The organism is Albibacillus kandeliae, assembly GCF_003116585.1.
GTDB lineage: Bacteria > Pseudomonadota > Alphaproteobacteria > Rhodobacterales > Rhodobacteraceae > Albibacillus > Albibacillus kandeliae.
Genome location: NZ_QEHM01000004.1, coordinates 246,350 through 263,400, shown reverse-complemented (window position 1 = coordinate 263,400; position 17,051 = coordinate 246,350). Strand labels below are relative to the sequence as shown.

Genomic DNA, 17,051 nt, shown 5'->3' with positions numbered 1-17,051 from the left:
CCCGGTGGCAACCCCCTGCCGATTGCGCGCCATGCTAGTGATGATCGTTCAAGGCAACGCCGACCTTGGCGGCCTCTGGAAGGCCCACCTGGAACGCCAGGGGTTCGAGGTCACCCTGGTCTCGAACCAGGAAGAGGCCATCGCGGCCCTGCAGAACACGGCCTATGATGTCATCATCCTCGATCTGATCCTGCCGCAGGGCAGCGCGCTCGCGGTGTCCGATTTTGCCAGCTACCGCCATCCCCGCACGCGGGTGATCTTCGTGACCAACACCACATTCTTCTCGGACGGGTCGATCTTTGCCCACAGCCCGAATGCCTGCGCCTATGTGCAGAGCGAGACCCCGCCGGAGGATCTCGCCGCGATGGTCGACTACTACGCCGCCGAACGCTGATCGCGCCGGTGCGGCTCGTCGTAATCCAGCACCGGGTTGATTGGGAGGATCCGGTTGGGGTTTATGGTCGCGTGGCTGTAGTGGTAGTGCCGCACGAAATGGTCCACCCGCACCGTCCCTGACACACCCGGCCACTGGTAAAGCTCGCGGGTATAGGCCCAGAGGTTGGGGTAGTCGATCAGCCGCCGCCGGTTGCACTTGAAGTGCAGGTGATAGACCGGGTCGAAGCGGATCAGGGTGGTGAACAGGCGCCAGTCGGCCTCGGTGATCCGGTCGCCCATCAGGTAGCGGTTGCGCGCAAGGCGCTCCTCCAGCCAGTCGAGCGAGTCAAACAGCGGATGCACCGCCTCGTCGTAGGCCTCCTGCGTGGTGGCGAAACCGGCCTTGTAGACGCCGTTGTTGACCGTGTCGTAAACCCGCGCGTTGACCTCCTCGATGCCGTCGCGCAGCGCCTCGGGCCAGTAGTCGTCGGTGTTGCCGGTGATGCCGTCGAAGGCCGAGTTGAACATCCGGATGATCTCGGAGCTTTCGTTCGACACGATGGTGCCGCGTTCCTTGTCCCACAGCACCGGAACCGTCACCCGCCCGCTCATGTCGGGCCGGGCCCGGGTGTAGACCTGATGCATGTAGGCGTGGCCGAACAGCCGGTCCCCGGTGGCGCCGTCGAAGTCGGTCGAAAAGGTCCAGCCGTGCTCCAGCATGTCGGGATGCACCACACTGACCCCGATATGATCCTCGAGGCCCTTCAGGGCGCGGAAAATCAGTGTGCGGTGCGCCCAGGGGCAGGCGTAGCTGACGTAGAGGTGGTAGCGGCCCGATTCGGCCTTGAACCCGCCCTCGCCGCTGGGGCCTGCCGATCCGTCCTGCGTGACCCAGTTGCGGAACCCCGCATCCTGTCGCTTGAATTTCCCACCTGTGGACTTGGTGTCATACCAGTCGTTCTGCCACTGTCCGTCTACGAGAATGCCCATCTGGTCCTCCGCCTGTCGTTCCCCCAACAAAATAACGCCCCGGCGCGAAATCCCACCCCGGTTGTGCGCGCAGACGCGGTGCAGTGCTGCACAGCAGAGGATTGTGGCTGCGCAGGAAACGATTTTTCCGTGCCGACCCACTCTTGATTTTCAACAGGCTTGGGGCATCCTTAATCATGGCCGCCTGGGAGTAACGTGCCATGTCTACATTTTTGTCGAAAGAGGTGCAGGAGGGGCTGCACGCCGCCCGCCTCGCCAGTTTGAAGAAAGCCTCCCGCCTGCGTGTGCAGGTCGGAGACGATATTTTCCCCGTGCTCTGCCTCAAACGTGACGGGTTTTCCGTCGAGGCGGGGACGGTACCGCCGCTGCGCGGCCTGGTCGATCTCTACGACGGGGCCAACCATCTCTACCAATGCCTGATCGTCGCCTCCGAGGAGGAACTGGGCGAGATGCGCTACGAGTTCAAGCGGTCTACCGTGGTCCACGACCACGCGCCGCTGGACTTCTACCGTGACCCGGACGGGCCGGTTGCGCTGATCGGCAACTGAGACGGTCGGGTTAACCGATCTCGGCTTCGGTTAACCCGATGTCAGGACGTGTGACCGCGCGTTAAGATGTTTCGCGCGCGAAACAATTTTTCCGCAAGGTTTTGGAAAGGCGTGACCAGCCGCGCCCGGAATGGGCACTTTAGACCCGTCGCATTCCATCATTGGCATGTGTTTAGGGTGACGGATGCGGGCCAGAACCGGGCGCGTCGCCGCGCCCGTTCACACTTTACCTGCAATCACTGCAGATCGGCAAAGGCGTCCCTGAGACGGCGGCAAGCTTCCTCGACCCGGGCCCGCTGGGTCCCGATGTTGAAGCGTGCGCAGTATTCGCCGCCCACGCCGAAGGTCGCGCCGTGGTTCACGGCGATCTTCGCCTCTTCGTTCACGCGGCGATAGAACTCCTCGGGCGACATGCCGGTCCCCTCGAAATCCACCCAGCTCAGGTAGGTCCCCTCCAGCCGCATCGAGCTCAGCCCCGGAATGTCGGCGATGGTCGCGTCGAGGATCTTCCGGTTCTCGTCGAGATACACCATCAGCGCATCCACCCACGCGGCGCCCTCGGGCGAATAGGCGGCGGCGAGCACCATGTCCCCGACCGAGTTGCCGGCAAGGTTGATCGCCAGCATCGCGGCGCGGAAGGTCTCGTTCAGCTTCGGATCCGAGATGATCACGTTCCCGGTGTGCAGCCCGGCCACGTTGAAGGTCTTGGAGGGCGCGGTCAGCATGATCAGCCGGTCGTGGATCGACGGGTCGACCAGCGGCATCGGGATGTGCTTGTGGCCGGGGTAGACGAGGTCATGGTGGATCTCGTCCGAGACCAGCAGCAGGTCGTGTTTCTTCGCGAAATCGGCCACCGCCTGCAGTTCTTCCCGCGACCAGACCCGGCCGCCGGGGTTATGCGGCGAGCAGAGGATGATCATCTTCTCCTTGCCCGTCAGCATCCCCTCGTAGGCGTCGAAATCCATCCGGTAGAGACCCCCGGCATCCTTCACCAGCGGCATTTCCACCAGCTCGCGGCCCGCGTTGCGCACCACCTTGCCGAAGGCATGGTAGACCGGCGCAAAGACGATGATCCCGTCGCCCTTCCGGGTAAAGGCGTTCAGGCACATGCCCACCGCGTTGACGATCCCGGTGGTGGTAAAGATCCAGTCGTTCTCGACGGTCCAGCCATGCCGGTTCTGCATCCACCACTTGATCGAGGCGTTGAACTCGTCGGCATTGGTGAAATAGCCGAATATGCCGTGCTCGGCGGCCTGCTTCACCCGGTCCAGCACCACCTGCGGCGGGCGGAAATCGGTATCGGCCACCCACATCGGAATGCCGTCCTTCGGAGAGACCCCGTACACCTCCTCCATCTTGTCCCACTTGGAACTGCCCGTTCCGACCCGGTCGATGAGGGTGTCGAAATCCATCTGGTCTTCTCCTTGCCTGATCCGCCCGCGGGCGGTCCTTCCAACTGGGGCACGCTAGAGCGTTTGTCGTCAGGTGCAAGGGGGGCGTTGCGGTGCTCCCGGCAATCCCCTAAATCGTGAACATGAAGCGAGATATCCTGATCCACCCCGATCCCCGGCTGAAAAAGCTCTGCAGCCCCGTCGATGACCTGAACGACGAGCTGCGCAAGCTGGCGGATGACATGCTGGAAACCATGTACGACGCGCCCGGCATCGGCCTTGCGGCGCCGCAGGTGGGTGTGCTCTCGCGCCTGATCGTCCTCGACTGCGTCAAGGAAGAGGGCGAGAAGCCCCGCCCGCTGATCATGTTCAACCCCGAGGTCACCGCCTCTTCGGACGAAACCAGTGTCTACGAGGAAGGCTGCCTGTCGATCCCGCAGGAATACGCCGAGGTCACCCGCCCCGCCGAGGTCGAGGTGAGCTGGCTCGACCGCGACGGCAAGCTGCAGAAGGAGGGCTTCTCGGGCCTCTGGGCCACCTGCGTCCAGCACGAGATCGACCACCTGAACGGCAAGCTGTTCATCGACTACCTGAAACCGATGAGGCGCCAGATGATCACCCGCCGCATGGTCAAGCTGAAGCGCGAAAAGGCGCGGGGCTGAGCGTGGCGGTCCTGCCGATCCTGCGCTGGCCCGATCCGCGCCTCGCCACCCGCTGCGAACCGGTGCATGACGTCGCCGAGGTCTCGCAACTGGTCAGGGACATGTTCGAGACGATGTACGACGCCCCGGGCCGCGGCCTCGCCGCGCCGCAGGTCGGTGTGCTGAAACGCCTCTTCGTCATGGACTGCACCTGGAAAGAGGGCGAGAAGACCCCGATCGCCATGATCAACCCGGTCATCATGGCCGTGGAACGCCGCTACGAGGTGATGGAAGAGGGTTGCCTCTCGATCCCCGGCATCCTCACCCCCATCAGCCGCCCGGTCGCCGTCACCGTGCAATGGACCGCCCCCTCGGGCGAGATCCACATGAACGACTTCGACGGCTTCGAAGCCCGCTGCATCCAGCACGAGTTCGACCACCTGCAGGGGATGGTCACCTTCGACCATCTCTCGCCCGAGGATCGCGCCCGGGCCGAGACCGCCTACGAGGAGGCCGGCGCATGACCGTCCGCACCTGCCTGCCCTGGCCCGACAAGCGCCTGCGCACCGCCGCCGCCGACGTGACCGGGATCACCGACGAGGTCCGCGCCACCTGGACCGACATGATCGACACGATGGAGGCGATGCCCGGCGTCGGCCTCGCCGCCACCCAGATCGGCGTGATGCTCCGCCTCGCCGTGGTCGATGCCTCCTCCGAACGGGGCCGCGCCGTCCGCATGGCCAACCCCGAGGTGCTGCACGCCTCGATCGAGTTGCGCGACCACGAGGAAGCCAGCCCCAACCTTCCCGGCGTCTCGGCGGTCATCAAGCGGCCCCGCGCCGTCACCGTGCGCTTCCTGAACGAAGATGGGGTGATGGAAGACCGCGATTTCGTCGGCCTCTGGGCCACCAGCGTCCAGCACCAGATCGACCATCTCGCGGGCAGGATGTACTTCGACCGCCTCGGCAAGGTGAAGCGCGACATGCTGATCCGCAAGGCGAAGAAACTGGGCGGCTGACAGGGCCGCCGCTACCCGAACAGCTCGCGGAACCCCCGCGCGCCCGGCGGCGTAAAGACCAGGTGACGGCCGGTCTCGCGCCGCCTGATCCAGCCCTGCGCCCGGAACCGCTCCAGCATCGCCGCCCCCAGCGCGCCCGAGAGATGCGAGCGCCGCTCGCTCCAGTCGAGGCAGACACGGCACAGCGGCCGCCGCGCCGCCCGCAACGGGCCGAGGTCGACCCCGAGGTCCGCGACGAAATCCGCGCCCGCCTCGGTCAGGTCGATCTCCTCCCGCGCCACGGTCAGAAAGCCGCGCCCGGCCATGCTCTCGAACATCCGCACCGCCGCCGCCCCGGCGAGGTGATCGTAGCAGATCCGCGCCTCGCGCAGGGCCGCGTCGTTGGGGCCGGGCCGGGTGCGCAGATGCCCGCGCGAGGCGGCGAGCCCCGCCAGTGTCTCCAGCGCCTGGGCCACGTCCTCGCCGGCCAGCGCGAAATAGCGGTGGCGCCCCTGCTTCCTTGGCCAGAGCAGCCCGGCCTCGGCCAACTGCCCAAGATGGCCGGAGGCAGTCGCCGGGGTCACCCCCGCCGCCTCGGCCAGTTCACGCGCGGTCAGGGCCTGCCCGCCCAGCAGGGCGGAGAGCATGTTGGCGCGCGCGGGTTCGCCGATCAGCGCGGCGATACGGGTGATGTCTGGTCCCTGTTGCATGGCGCCATCCTGCGCCGCGCCGCCTCGCCCGGCAAGTCCGCAGGCTTCGGTCCCGGCCGAACCGTCGCGCGCCCCGCCCGTGGCAGAGCAGGGGCCGAAAGGACCGCTGCCATGACCGCCCGTGCCCTCACCCGCGATCGCCGTCCCCGGAGGGGTCTCGCCCTCCTGCGACTCTGGCACCGCCGCAGGGTGACCCGCCGCCACCTGCGCGCCCTGCCGCCGGAGCGGTTCGCCGATGTCGGGCTGACGGCCAAGCAGGCCCGGGCCGAGGCGCGCCGCTGGTTCTGGCAGGGCTGAACCCTCTTCTTTGGGTCGATAAATATCCCCGCCGGAGGCATGGCGCCGCGAGGCGCCATCGAGGTCACATTCTGGCCAAGCCGCGCGGTGCCTGCTACATCGCGCCCAAAGCCAGGCCAGCGGAGACCCCACATGCGCATCATCTTCATGGGCACCCCCGATTTCTCGGTCCCCGTCCTCGACGCGCTGGTGCAGGCCGGTCACGAGATCGCAGCCGTCTACTGCCAGCCGCCCCGGCCCGCCGGGCGCGGCAAGAAGGACCGCCCCTCGCCGGTCCAGGCCCGGGCCGAGGCGCTGGGGCTGCCGGTGCGCCATCCGGTCTCGCTGAAGTCACCCGAGGAACAGCAGGCCTTCGCCGCGCTCGGCGCCGATGTCGCCGTGGTGGTCGCCTACGGGCTGATCCTGCCGCAGGCGATCCTTGATGCGCCCGCGCAGGGTTGCCTCAATATCCATGCCTCGCTGCTGCCGCGCTGGCGCGGCGCTGCGCCGATCCACCGGGCGATCATGGCGGGCGATGCCCGGACCGGGGTCTGCATCATGCAGATGGAAGCCGGGCTCGACACCGGCCCGGTGCTGCTCAGCGATGCGACGCCCATCGGTGTCGCCGAGACGACGGACCAGCTGCACGACCGCCTTTCTGCAATGGGGGCGGCGCTGATCGTCGAGGCGCTGGCCAAGCTGCCAACCCTCACGCCCGAGCCGCAACCCGAGGAGGGGGTCACCTATGCCGCCAAGATCGACAAGGCCGAGGCGCGGGTCGACTGGAGCCAGCCGGCCGAGGCGGTCGATCGGCTGATCCGGGGTCTCTCGCCGTTTCCGGGCGCTTGGTGCGAGATCGGCGGCGAGCGGGTCAAGCTGCTGCATTCCGAACCGGCCGAGGGGCAGGGCGCGCCGGGCGACGTGCTCGACGACGCGCTTACCGTGGCCTGCGGCAGCGGGGCAGTTCGTCTCACCCGCTTGCAAAGGGCCGGCAAGGCGGCGCAGGATAGCCAGACCTTCCTGCGCGGCTGGCCGGTTGCGCGGGGCACGCGGCTCTGAAGGGAACGCCATGTTCTTCACCATGATGGGAACGGTGGTCATCGCCGGGATCGTCGGCTACCTCGCCGAGCGCTCGGGGTTCACCCGCAACGGCTATCTCGCCTCCATCATCATCTGTGTCGGCGGCGCCTTCCTGTTCTTCCTGTTCCGGCGCATGTTCCACATCGGTTTCGGCTCTCCGGGGCTCGACGCGATCCTGTCCTCGGTGGGCGCTCTGGTGATCGTCCCCTTCCACTGGCGGCGGAGGTAGTCCGATGGGGATCATCGCCCTGGTCATCATCGGCGCTGCCGCCGGGTTTCTCGCCACCCGGCTGATGCGGATCGAGGCGGATATCCCGACCACCATTCTCGTCGGTGTCGTCGGGGCGCTGATCGGCGGGCTGATGCTGCGCGCGCTGCTCTTCGTCACCGGCATGGTCGGCGGGCTGATCGGGGCGGTGCTGGGCGCGATGCTGCTGATCTGGGTCTGGCAGACCTATTTCCGCAGGTAGCCCCCCATGTTGCATCAGCTTGCCATCGGCTCCGGCCTCCTGGTTCTGTCCGTGCTGCTGTCCGGCACGATCTTCCTCGGGCTGGAACTGGTCCTCGGGCGGTTCCGGCTCTGGCTGCTGAGGCCGCCCCTGCGGCTCAAGGCGTCGGTGATGCTGGTGCTTGTCGTGCTGCTCGCGCTCGGCATGATCACCGCCTCGGTCTGGCTCTGGGCCGCGGCCTATCTCTTTCTCGGCGTTTTCGACACGCTGGAGCCGTCGCTCTACTTTTCGCTTGTCTGTTTCACCACGCTTGGCTTTGGCGACATCGTCCTGCCGCTGGAGTGGCGGCTGCTCTCGGCGATGAACGCGGCCAACGGGTTCCTGAACATCGGCATCATTTCCACCATCACCCTCGAGGCGCTGCGGCGCGTGCGCAAGATGCAGCTGGACGGGCCCGGCGACTGACGCCGGACCGGGGCGGGTTCAGCTCTTGAAGGGCTTCATCCCGGCGCGGGCCAGTTCGTCGGCGCGCTCGTTCTCGGCATGGCCCGCGTGGCCCTTGACCCACTTCCAGGTCACCTTGTGGCGGGCCTGCGCCGCGTCCAGACGCTGCCACAGTTCGGCATTGGCCACCGGTTTCTTGGCGGCGTTCTTCCAGCCGTTCTTCTTCCAGCCGAAGATCCAGCCGGTGATGCCGTTCTTGACGTAGTTGCTGTCGGTCACGACGGTGATCTGGGTCGGGCGTTCCAGCGCTTCGAGCGCGTTGATCGCGGCCAGCAGTTCCATCCGGTTGTTGGTGGTCTGCGCCTCGCCGCCCTTCAGCTCGCGTTCCTTGACGATCTCGTCGCCATTCATGGCGCGCAGCAAAACGCCCCAGCCACCGGGGCCGGGATTGCCGGAGCAGGCTCCGTCGGTATAGGCAAACAGGTCTGTCATGTGATCCTTCAGGCAAGCGCCCGCATCACGATCCAGTCGGCGTCCACGCCATCCAGTCCCTTGTCGCGCCCGTAGGCCCGGAACTGTACGGCGAAACCGGCGTCGCTCAGCAGGTCTTCGAGTTCTGCCTCGGTGTAATAGGTGTAGAAGCGACCGAGCGCATCCCGTTTTTCACCGGTTCCGGTCTTGAGCCCGATATGGAACAGCCCGCCGGGTTTCAGCGCTGCGTGCAGCGCGGCGAGGTGGCGGGGCATGTCCGCGCGGGGCGCGTGGAGCAGGCAGAAATTGGCCCAGATCCCATCGTAGAGGGCGCTCCCCTCGATCTCGTCGAAACTCGCCTGCCATGCGGTGACGCCGGGGCGGCGCGCGGCCAGCGCGACCATCTCGGGCGAGGCATCGGTGGCATCGACCTCGAACCCGGCCTGTGCCAGCACACCGGCAGCGACGCCCGGACCGCAGCCGAGGTCGAGCACCCGGCCACCGGCCTCGCATTCCTCGATGAAGGCGGTAAGGTGGGGGTCGCTGGCCTGGCTCTCGCCGGTCAGCCGGGCGTATTCGGCGGCGCGGGCGTCGTAGACCTTGAGGGTGTCCCTGTCGCTCATGACGAAGCTCCCGGGGTCAGGCGCGTTCTGCCATCAGTCGCGCGGCGAGGCCCGCGAAGGTGGCCGCGAAGGCCCGGCGCATCCATGTCATGGCGCGGAGGTTCTCGACCAGATGAAGCCGCAGCGCGCCCGCGACGAGGGCGTAACCCGCCATCACCACCCCCGTCGTGGCGACGAAGCCGACACCCAGTTCCAGCATCAGCGCGGTCGGGTCGGCGGCGTCGGCGGGAATGAACTGGGGCAGGAAGGCCACGAAGAACAACGGCAGCTTGGGGTTCAGCAGGTTCAGCAGAATGCCCCGCAGCACGATCGAAAGCGGCGTTACCTCGCGCGCGCGGCCGTCCGGCGTGACCTGCAGCGCGCCGGTGCCGCGCAGTGTGGTCCATGCCATCCACAGCAGGTAGGCGACCCCGGCGAACTTGATCGCCTGAAACAGCAGGGCGGAGGTATGGAGTACTGCGGCGAGACCGGCGAGCGCGGCGACGAGGTGGAGCCCGGTGACGAGGGTGCAGCCTAGCGCCGCCCAGAGCCCTCGTGCCAGCCCGCCGCCAAGTGCCGTGGAGAGGGTGTAGATCACCCCGATGCCGGGCGCGAGGCATACGATCAGGGCGGTGGCCAGGAATTCGAGGGTCATGGATCGGTCCTCCGGTTCGCTCGACCGAAGTTCTGGCACGGCCGGAGGGCAGGTGGCAAGGCCGGGGCCGGGAGACCGTGGTCAGAGGCGCCTGTCGGGGACGCTCGCCTTGGATGTGGCGCGCGGGGGCGGACCGGCTGTCAGGCCGGTTCGCGCAGGACGCGGGGGATCTTGAATTCGACGTGCTCGACGGCGGTCTCCACCATCTCGACGGTGACGTCGTGGCGTGCCTTCAGGGCGTCGATGACCTCGTTCACCAGCGTCTCGGGGGCAGAGGCCCCGGCGGTGAGGCCGATGGCCCGGACGCCCTCGATGGCGCGCCAGTCGATGTCGCCCGCGCGCTGCACCAGCATGGAGTAGGCGCAGCCGTTGCGGGCCGCGACCTCGACGAGGCGCTTGGAGTTGGAGGAGTTCGGCGCGCCGACCACCAGCATGGCCTGCACCTTGGGCGCGATGGCCTTGACCGCGTGCTGGCGGTTGGTGGTGGCGTAGCAGATGTCTTCCTTGTGCGGGCCGACGATGGCCGGGAAACGCGCCTGCAACGCGGCGACGATCCCGGCGGTGTCGTCGATGGAGAGCGTCGTCTGGGTGACGTAGGCGATGCGTTCGGGGTCGCGGACCTCGACGGTGGCCACGTCCTCGACCGTTTCCACCAGCACCACGTCACCGGGGGGCAGCTGGCCCATGGTGCCGATGGTCTCGGGGTGGCCGCGGTGGCCGATCATGATCATCTGGAGGCCGTTCTCGGCGTGGCGCTGGGCCTCGATATGAACCTTGGAGACGAGGGGGCAGGTGGCGTCGACGTAGATCATCTCGCGCGCGGCGGCCTCGGCGGGCACCGACTTGGGCACCCCGTGGGCCGAGAAGATCACCGGGCGGTCGTCGGGGCAGTCTTCCAGCTCTTCGACAAAGACGGCGCCCTTGGCCTTGAGCCCGTCGACCACGTACTTGTTGTGCACGATCTCGTGGCGCACGTAGACCGGCGCGCCCCATTTCTCGAGCGCCGTCTCGACGATCTTGATGGCACGGTCGACCCCGGCACAGAACCCGCGCGGGGCTGCGAGGTAGAGAGTGAGGGGCGGTTTTGCTGTGGTCATCGTCGTCTCCTTGCGGAGAGAGGTAGTGCACCCGGGCGGCGGCGTAAAGCGGGCCGGGCGCGGTTCGGGGCGCGCAATCTGCATCCCGGTGGCGCGCCCGGCGCGTCGCCGCCTGTCTGGTCAGGGGGCGGCACGGACGGGGCCAATCCTTCCCGTCCGTGCCTTTGTCCTGTTTTAGCGTGCGGCCGCGACGCGGGTGTCTTCGGCTGCGTTGTCGCGCGGCGGGCGACCGATGACTTCCTTGAGCTCTTCGAGTTCGATGAAGTTGTCGGCCTGGCGGCGCAGGTCGTCCGAGATCATCGGCGGCTGGCTGCGGATCGTGGAAACGACAGAGACCCTAACACCCTGACGTTGTAGGCTTTCCACCAGCGGACGGAAATCGCCGTCGCCAGAGAAGAGCACGATGTGATCCACGCGCGGTGCCAGTTCCATGGCGTCCACGGCAAGCTCGATATCCATGTTGCCCTTGACCTTACGCCGACCCATGCTGTCGGTGTATTCCTTGGCAGGCTTCGTCACCATGGTGAAACCGTTGTAATGCAGCCAGTCGACCAGGGGGCGGATCGGAGAGTATTCATCGTTCTCGAGCAGGGCAGTGTAGTAAAATGCGCGCAGCATCTTCCCGCGGCGCATGAACTCCTGCCGCAGCAGCTTGTAGTCGATATCAAATCCAAGTGCTTTCGCGGCCGCATACAGATTCGAGCCATCGATGAACAGCGCGAGCCGTTCGTCTTTGTAAAACATCAAATTGTCCTTCCGGTAAGCCGCTTCGCCTTGTTTTCCGTGAGTGAGTGCTAAATAAGTCGGCGAAACGGGTGGACACAAAATAAGGCAGATCGGTCCATTCGCAAGTGTAAAGACTTTACGTCGCGGCGTCAAAAATGGATGAGTTTGGCTCAAAATCGCTCATCGCATTAGGAAGTAATCAGAAACTTCCCGGAAGCGACCCGGCGGAAATTCTCCGTGAAGCGATCGTTACCATGGCGCGCGGCGGCCTCGTGATTCGCGCGGTCAGCCGGTTTTTCGCGACCCCCTGCTTTCCTGCCGGCGCTGGGCCCGACTATGTGAATGCGGCGGTGCTGGCCACCGGCGGGGACTCGCCCGGGGCGGTGCTGGACCTGCTGCATGAGATCGAGGCCGGGGCAGGGCGGGAGCGGGTGCAGCGCTGGGGGATGCGGACGCTCGACCTCGACCTGCTGGATTTCGACGGCCGGGTCCTGCCGGATGCCGAGACTCATGCGCTCTGGCGCGACCTGCCGCTGGAGGAGCAGATGCGTCGCGCGCCCGAGCAGCTGATCCTGCCCCACCCCCGGATCCAGGACCGGGCCTTCGTGCTGGTTCCGGTGATGGACATTTGTCCCGATTGGGTGCATCCTCTCCTGAACCTGACGGTCAGCGAGATGCTGGCGGCGCTGCCGCCGGGCGAAATTGACGCGGTCAGACCTTTGTGAACCGGTTGGCCTTGTCATTGCCCGGATTCGCCTATATTCAGCGTCCTTCTACCCGGATTATTCCAGACTGGAGATTTTCATGGCCCGCGTGACGGTTGAAGACTGCGTCGACAAGGTTCCGAACCGATTCGAGCTGGTGATGCTCGCCGCCCATCGTGCGCGCGAGATCTCTTCCGGTGCGCCGATCACCGTGGACCGCGACAACGACAAGAACCCGGTCGTGGCCCTGCGCGAGATCGCCGACGAGACCCAGCGCGCTGACGACCTGCGCGAGCGTCTGATCGAGAGCAACCAGAGCCAGATCGAGATCGACGAGCCCGAGGAAGACTCGATGGCGCTGCTGATGGGCGCCGAGTCCGACAAGCCGGCCACCGACGACATGTCGGAAGAGAAGCTGCTGCGGGCACTGATGGAGGCCCAGGGCCAGGGCTAAGCCCCGCATGGGTGAGGTGCGGACCGAATGATTTCTGCCGACGACCTGATCGAGCTGGTCCGCAACTACAATCCAAAGACAAATGCCAAGCGCATCGCCGAAGCCTATGCCTATGGGGCGGCGATGCACGAAGGTCAGTTCCGCCACTCGGGCGAGCCCTACTTCAGCCACCCCGTTGCCGTCGCGGCGATCCTGACCGAACAGCGGCTGGATGATGCCACCATCATCACCGCGCTCCTGCACGATACCATCGAAGACACCAAGGCCTCCTACAACGAGGTCGCCTCGCGCTTTGGCGACGAGGTGGCGATGCTTGTCGATGGCGTCACCAAGCTGACCAACCTGCAGCTTTCCAGCGTCGAGACCAAGCAGGCCGAGAACTTCCGCAAGCTGTTCATGGCCATGTCCAAGGACCTGCGGGTGATCCTCGTCAAGCTGGCCGACCGCCTGCACAACATGCGCACCATCAAGTCGATGCGCCCCGAAAAGCAGGTGCAGAAGGCGCGCGAGACGATGGACATCTTTGCCCCGCTGGCGGGCCGGATGGGCATGCAGTGGATGCGCGAGGAACTGGAAGACCTGTCGTTCCGGGTGCTGAACCCCGAGGGGCGCCAGTCGATCATCCGCCGCTTCATCACGCTGCAGCGCGAGTCCGGCGACGTGATCCCGCGCATCACCCGCGACATGCGGACCGAACTCGCCAAGGCCCATGTCGAGGCCGAGGTCTTCGGGCGGGCCAAGAAGCCCTATTCGATCTGGCGCAAGATGCAGGAGAAGGAGCAGGGGTTCTCGCGGCTCTCAGACATCTACGGGTTCCGCATCATCACCGGCTCGGAAGAGGACTGCTACCGCGCGCTCGGGGCGATCCACCAGCGCTGGCGCGCCGTACCGGGGCGGTTCAAGGACTACATTAGCCAGCCCAAGACCAACGGCTACCGCTCGATCCATACGACGGTGTCGGGGCGTGACGGCAAGCGGGTCGAGGTGCAGATCCGCACCCGCCAGATGCATGACGTGGCCGAGACCGGGGTGGCAGCGCACTGGTCCTACCGCGACGGCGTGCGCTCGGAGAACCCCTTTGCCGTCGATCCGGCCAAGTGGATCGCCTCGCTGACCGAACAGTTCAACGCCGAGGAGGATCACGAGGATTTCCTCGAGGCGGTGAAGCTCGAGATGTACTCGGACCAGGTGTTCTGCTTCACCCCCAAGGGCGACGTCATCAAGCTGCCCCGGGGCGCGACGCCGATCGACTACGCCTATGCGATCCATACCCGCATCGGCAACGGCTGCGTCGGGGCCAAGGTGGATGGCATCCGGGTGCCGCTGTGGACCCGGCTGAAGAACGGCCAGTCGGTCGAGATCATCACCGCCGAGGGGCAGGTGCCGCAGGTCAGCTGGCTTGAGATCGCCACCACCGGCAAGGCGCGCACCGCGATCCGCCGCGCCCTGCGCGAGGTCGACCGCGAACGCTTCATCAAGCTGGGCAACGAACTGGCGCGCGCCGCCTTCGAGCATGTGGGGCGCAAGGCCACCGACAAGGTGCTGGAGACGGCGGCCAAGGCGCTGCGCGTCAAGGACCGCTCGGAACTGCTGGCCCGGATCGGCAGCGCCGAACTCACCGCGCACGAGGTGGTCCAGGCGGTCTACCCGGACCTGGTGCAGCACGAGGGCGATCAGATCTCGCCCCGGCGCGCGGTGATCGGCCTGGAACCGGGGCAGAGCTTTGAGCGGGCGGCCTGCTGCCAGCCGCTGCCGGGCGAGCGCATCGTGGGCATCACCTTTCGCGGCAAGGGCGTGGTGGTGCACGCCATCGACTGCGAGCGGCTGAGCGAATACGAGGACCAGCCCGAACGCTGGATCGACCTGCACTGGCACGACGGCACCCACCCGGCGGTCTATGGCGCGACGGTGGAGCTGACCATCGGCAACGACGCGGGGGTGCTGGGACGTATTTGCACATTGATCGGAGAGAAGAAGGCCAATATCTCGGACCTGAAGATCGTGGACCGAAAACCGGATTTCTACCGTGTGATGATTGACGTTGAACTGCGCGACGCCGAACAACTCCATTCCCTTATGCTGACGCTGGAGGCCGACAACGACGTGGCCGCGGTCGAGCGCTACCGGGAGAAACCGCAAGCCCGGGCCCGCGCCAGCTAGGACCGTTATCGATCAAAGGGACGTATCCTTGGTTTTCAGACGCCGTGACCGCCGCCCTCCCCTGCGCGTGCTCGCGGAAGTGCTGTACCCGAAGGGCGGCTGGAAACGGGCGTTTCACTACGTCAAGCACCGCGTCCGCCGCCTGCCCGACACGCCCGAGCGCATCGCGCGCGGCATCTGGGTCGGGGTCTTTACCACCTTCACGCCGTTCTACGGGCTGCACTTCCTGGTGGCGGCCCTGCTGGCGACCATCTTCCGTGGCAACATCCTCGCCTCGCTGATGGCGACCTTCTTCGGCAACCCGCTGACCTACGTGCCGATCGGTGTGATCTCGCTGAAGACCGGCCACCTGATCCTCGGGACCGAGTTCCGCGAGGGCGAGCACCGCTCGTTCGGCGGCAAGTTCGTGGACGCGGCGGACGACCTCTGGGAAAACTTCATGGCCATCTTCTCGGACCGCGTCGCCGACTGGCACGGCATCAGCGTGTTCTGGCACGAGGTGTTCTTTCCCTACATGATCGGCGGTATCCTCCCGGGCTTCGTTGCCGGGGGCATCGCCTATTTCCTCTCGCTGCCGCTGATCCGCGCCTACAAGAACCGCCGCCGCCGGGTGCTGAAGGCCAAGTTCGACGCCATCAAGAAGCGCGCGGAAGTGGCAACCGACACGCCGCCCGCGCGCGACTGACGCGCCCGGCCTCGATCGCCCTGCCTGCGTCGAGGTCAGGGCCGTTTGAGTATTTGAGAAGAGAATAAACGAGGGAGCGGGCGCGCTTTCTTCTCTTTGCAAATACTCATGCCCGGCCATGCCGCCAGCGCAGGTTTCCCCTTGCCGGGCAATCCGCTAACCTCCGGTCAACGGATGAAAAGGAGTCGGTCATGGCGGCGAAGGATCTGCGGCTGGGCGTGAATATCGATCATGTGGCGACGGTGCGGAACGCGCGGGGCGGGGCCTACCCGGATCCGCTGCGCGCGGCGAGGATCGCCGAGGCGGCGGGCGCCGACGGGATCACCGCGCACCTGCGCGAGGACCGGCGCCATATCTCGGACGCGGACATCGACGGGCTGATGGAGGTGTTGTCGATCCCGCTGAACTTCGAGATGGCGGCGACTGCCGAGATGCAGGCGATTGCCCTGCGTCACAAGCCGCACGCGGTCTGCATCGTGCCTGAGAAGCGCGAGGAGCGGACCACCGAGGGCGGGCTGGAAGTGGCGCGAGAGGAGAACAAGCTGGCGCATTTCATCGCGCCGCTGCGCGAGGCGGGCTGCCGGGTGTCGATCTTCATCGCCGCCGACCGGCGCCAGATCGAGGCGGCGCACCGGATCGGGGCCGAGGTGATCGAGCTGCACACCGGGGCCTATTGCGACGCCCATGCGGAGGGGCATTTCACCGAGCGCGACCGCGAGCTCGAGTCGCTGCGCGAGATGTCGGCCTTTGCCCATTCGCTGGGGCTGGAGGTGCATGCGGGGCATGGTCTGACCTATGACACGGTGCAGCCGGTCGCGGCCTTCCCGGAGGTGCGCGAGCTGAACATCGGGCATTTCCTGATCGGCGAGGCGATCTTCCGGGGGCTGGAGCCGGCCATTGCCGAGATGCGCCGTCTGATGGACGAGGCGCGGCTGAGGCTGGCGGCGGGCTGATGGCGGACGTGGGTCTCCTTGCCTCGGTGCTGACCTTCGCCGTCGCGGCGGGGTCGCCCGGACCGGCGACGCTGGCGGTATCGGGCACTGCCATGGCGCGGGGCGCGCGCAGCGGTGTCGGGATGGCGCTGGGCCTGACTCTCGGGCTGGCGGCATGGGGCCTGCTGGCGGGGCTGGGGTTTGGCGCGCTGGTGGCGCGGATCGGCGCGGCGCTGGTGGTGCTGAAGCTGATCGGGGGCGCCTACCTGCTGTACCTCGCGTGGAAGATGGCGCGGAGTGCCATGACGCCCGGAGTTGAGACCGCCGACCCGGTGGGCGGGCGCAATGCGCTGCGCAGCGGGGTGATCCTGAACCTTGGCAATCCCAAGGCGGTGCTGGTCTGGGTGGCGGTGCTGGGCCTTTCGGGGCAGGCCGAGCCGCTGGCCGTGGCCGCGACGGTGGCCGCCTGTACCGCCGCGGGCGCGGCTATCTACCTGGCCTATGCGCTGATCTTCTCACGGGCGCCTGTCATGGCCTTCTACCGGCGGCAGCGCCGACGCCTTGAAGCGGGGTTTGCCGCGCTCTTCGGGCTGGCGGGGCTGCGCCTGCTGTTGTGGCGCGGCACGCCGGGCTGAGCGGCGTTGCCAAGCGGGCGGAATGGTGC

The 17,051-nt window shown here is 66.7% G+C and carries 24 protein-coding genes; 16 read left to right on the top strand and 8 right to left on the bottom strand.

Annotation, left to right across the window (positions count from 1 at the left end; all coding sequences use genetic code 11):
- Positions 1-31: 31 nt before the first annotated feature.
- Positions 32-394 carry a response regulator transcription factor gene (locus DDT93_RS11980; RefSeq protein ID WP_109466320.1) on the top strand — a complete coding sequence of 121 codons (363 nt, stop codon included), beginning with the start codon at positions 32-34 and terminating at the stop codon, positions 392-394.
- Here the strand turns inward: DDT93_RS11980 and DDT93_RS11975 are convergent.
- Positions 376-1,365 (bottom strand): glutathione S-transferase family protein, encoded by a 990-nt coding sequence (locus tag DDT93_RS11975; RefSeq protein ID WP_109466081.1) that lies wholly within the window; start codon positions 1,363-1,365, stop codon positions 376-378. The genes DDT93_RS11980 and DDT93_RS11975 overlap by 19 nt on opposite strands.
- A gap of 200 nt (positions 1,366-1,565) precedes the next feature.
- On the opposite strand from DDT93_RS11975, the gene DDT93_RS11970 reads away from it, so the two are divergent.
- Positions 1,566-1,913 carry a hypothetical protein gene (locus tag DDT93_RS11970; protein ID WP_109466080.1) on the top strand — a complete coding sequence of 116 codons (348 nt, stop codon included), beginning with the start codon at positions 1,566-1,568 and terminating at the stop codon, positions 1,911-1,913.
- Between the two features lie 236 nt (positions 1,914-2,149).
- Here DDT93_RS11970 and DDT93_RS11965 read toward each other — a convergent pair whose 3' ends face one another.
- Positions 2,150-3,325 (bottom strand): MalY/PatB family protein, encoded by a 1,176-nt coding sequence (locus DDT93_RS11965; RefSeq protein WP_109466079.1) that lies wholly within the window; start codon positions 3,323-3,325, stop codon positions 2,150-2,152.
- Between the two features lie 122 nt (positions 3,326-3,447).
- Between DDT93_RS11965 and def (DDT93_RS11960) the strand changes: the two genes are divergently transcribed.
- The 3 genes from def (DDT93_RS11960) to def (DDT93_RS11950) are packed head-to-tail and all read left to right on the top strand — an operon-like array spanning position 3,448 to position 4,963.
- Positions 3,448-3,966: a peptide deformylase gene (gene def, locus DDT93_RS11960; protein WP_109466078.1), complete on the top strand. Its 519-nt coding sequence runs from the start codon at positions 3,448-3,450 to the stop codon at positions 3,964-3,966.
- Positions 3,967-3,968: 2 nt separating this feature from the next.
- Complete coding sequence (def, locus tag DDT93_RS11955) at positions 3,969-4,469, top strand: peptide deformylase (RefSeq protein ID WP_109466077.1); 501 nt, start codon at positions 3,969-3,971, stop codon at positions 4,467-4,469.
- The gene (def, locus tag DDT93_RS11950) at positions 4,466-4,963 is read left to right on the top strand and encodes a peptide deformylase (RefSeq protein ID WP_109466076.1); all 498 of its coding nucleotides are present in this window, start codon (positions 4,466-4,468) and stop codon (positions 4,961-4,963) included. Before def (DDT93_RS11955) ends, def (DDT93_RS11950) begins: the two co-directional genes overlap by 4 nt.
- 11 nt (positions 4,964-4,974) lie before the next feature.
- On the opposite strand, the gene DDT93_RS11945 is transcribed toward def (DDT93_RS11950), so the two are convergent.
- Entirely contained in the window at positions 4,975-5,652 is a 678-nt protein-coding gene (locus tag DDT93_RS11945) for an ArsR/SmtB family transcription factor (protein ID WP_109466075.1), read from the bottom strand.
- Positions 5,653-5,763: 111 nt separating this feature from the next.
- Here DDT93_RS11945 and DDT93_RS11940 point away from each other — a divergent pair, with 111 nt between their 5' ends.
- From DDT93_RS11940 to DDT93_RS11920, 5 genes are all read left to right on the top strand, one after another.
- On the top strand, positions 5,764-5,949 hold the full coding sequence (locus tag DDT93_RS11940) for a DUF1127 domain-containing protein (RefSeq protein ID WP_109466074.1): 186 nt from the start codon (positions 5,764-5,766) through the stop codon (positions 5,947-5,949).
- A gap of 132 nt (positions 5,950-6,081) precedes the next feature.
- The gene (gene fmt, locus DDT93_RS11935) at positions 6,082-6,987 is read left to right on the top strand and encodes a methionyl-tRNA formyltransferase (protein WP_109466073.1); all 906 of its coding nucleotides are present in this window, start codon (positions 6,082-6,084) and stop codon (positions 6,985-6,987) included.
- A gap of 10 nt (positions 6,988-6,997) precedes the next feature.
- Complete coding sequence (locus tag DDT93_RS11930) at positions 6,998-7,237, top strand: hypothetical protein (protein WP_109466072.1); 240 nt, start codon at positions 6,998-7,000, stop codon at positions 7,235-7,237.
- Positions 7,238-7,241: 4 nt separating this feature from the next.
- Positions 7,242-7,478: a GlsB/YeaQ/YmgE family stress response membrane protein gene (locus tag DDT93_RS11925; protein ID WP_109466071.1), complete on the top strand. Its 237-nt coding sequence runs from the start codon at positions 7,242-7,244 to the stop codon at positions 7,476-7,478.
- A gap of 6 nt (positions 7,479-7,484) precedes the next feature.
- On the top strand, positions 7,485-7,922 hold the full coding sequence (locus DDT93_RS11920; protein ID WP_109466070.1) for an ion channel: 438 nt from the start codon (positions 7,485-7,487) through the stop codon (positions 7,920-7,922).
- A gap of 18 nt (positions 7,923-7,940) precedes the next feature.
- Here the strand turns inward: DDT93_RS11920 and rnhA are convergent, their stop codons facing one another.
- The 5 genes from rnhA to DDT93_RS11895 all read right to left on the bottom strand — a co-directional run bounded on the left by rnhA (position 7,941) and on the right by DDT93_RS11895 (position 11,470).
- Positions 7,941-8,393 (bottom strand): ribonuclease HI, encoded by a 453-nt coding sequence (gene rnhA / locus DDT93_RS11915; protein ID WP_109466069.1) that lies wholly within the window; start codon positions 8,391-8,393, stop codon positions 7,941-7,943.
- An 8-nt stretch (positions 8,394-8,401) separates the two neighbouring features.
- On the bottom strand, positions 8,402-8,995 hold the full coding sequence (locus DDT93_RS11910) for a class I SAM-dependent methyltransferase (protein WP_109466068.1): 594 nt from the start codon (positions 8,993-8,995) through the stop codon (positions 8,402-8,404).
- 16 nt (positions 8,996-9,011) lie between these two features.
- A complete protein-coding gene (locus DDT93_RS11905; protein WP_109466067.1) occupies positions 9,012-9,629 on the bottom strand; it encodes a LysE family translocator in 618 nt (205 codons plus the stop codon).
- A gap of 140 nt (positions 9,630-9,769) precedes the next feature.
- A complete protein-coding gene (gene ispH, locus DDT93_RS11900) occupies positions 9,770-10,726 on the bottom strand; it encodes a 4-hydroxy-3-methylbut-2-enyl diphosphate reductase (RefSeq protein WP_109466066.1) in 957 nt (318 codons plus the stop codon).
- A 174-nt stretch (positions 10,727-10,900) separates the two neighbouring features.
- The gene (locus DDT93_RS11895) at positions 10,901-11,470 is read right to left on the bottom strand and encodes a LabA-like NYN domain-containing protein (RefSeq protein WP_109466065.1); all 570 of its coding nucleotides are present in this window, start codon (positions 11,468-11,470) and stop codon (positions 10,901-10,903) included.
- Positions 11,471-11,607: 137 nt separating this feature from the next.
- Between DDT93_RS11895 and folK the strand changes: the two genes are divergently transcribed.
- The 6 genes from folK (at position 11,608) to DDT93_RS11865 (ending at position 17,022) form a co-directional block, all read left to right on the top strand.
- On the top strand, positions 11,608-12,177 hold the full coding sequence (gene folK, locus DDT93_RS11890) for a 2-amino-4-hydroxy-6-hydroxymethyldihydropteridine diphosphokinase (RefSeq protein ID WP_109466064.1): 570 nt from the start codon (positions 11,608-11,610) through the stop codon (positions 12,175-12,177).
- A gap of 79 nt (positions 12,178-12,256) precedes the next feature.
- Positions 12,257-12,610 (top strand): DNA-directed RNA polymerase subunit omega, encoded by a 354-nt coding sequence (gene rpoZ, locus DDT93_RS11885; RefSeq protein ID WP_109466063.1) that lies wholly within the window; start codon positions 12,257-12,259, stop codon positions 12,608-12,610.
- A gap of 27 nt (positions 12,611-12,637) precedes the next feature.
- On the top strand, positions 12,638-14,770 hold the full coding sequence (locus tag DDT93_RS11880) for a RelA/SpoT family protein (RefSeq protein WP_109466062.1): 2,133 nt from the start codon (positions 12,638-12,640) through the stop codon (positions 14,768-14,770).
- Positions 14,771-14,798: 28 nt separating this feature from the next.
- Complete coding sequence (locus DDT93_RS11875) at positions 14,799-15,455, top strand: DUF2062 domain-containing protein (RefSeq protein WP_109466061.1); 657 nt, start codon at positions 14,799-14,801, stop codon at positions 15,453-15,455.
- 191 nt (positions 15,456-15,646) lie between these two features.
- Complete coding sequence (locus DDT93_RS11870) at positions 15,647-16,408, top strand: pyridoxine 5'-phosphate synthase (protein WP_109466060.1); 762 nt, start codon at positions 15,647-15,649, stop codon at positions 16,406-16,408.
- Complete coding sequence (locus tag DDT93_RS11865; protein ID WP_109466059.1) at positions 16,408-17,022, top strand: LysE family translocator; 615 nt, start codon at positions 16,408-16,410, stop codon at positions 17,020-17,022. Before DDT93_RS11870 ends, DDT93_RS11865 begins: the two co-directional genes overlap by 1 nt.
- Positions 17,023-17,051 lie beyond the last annotated feature (29 nt).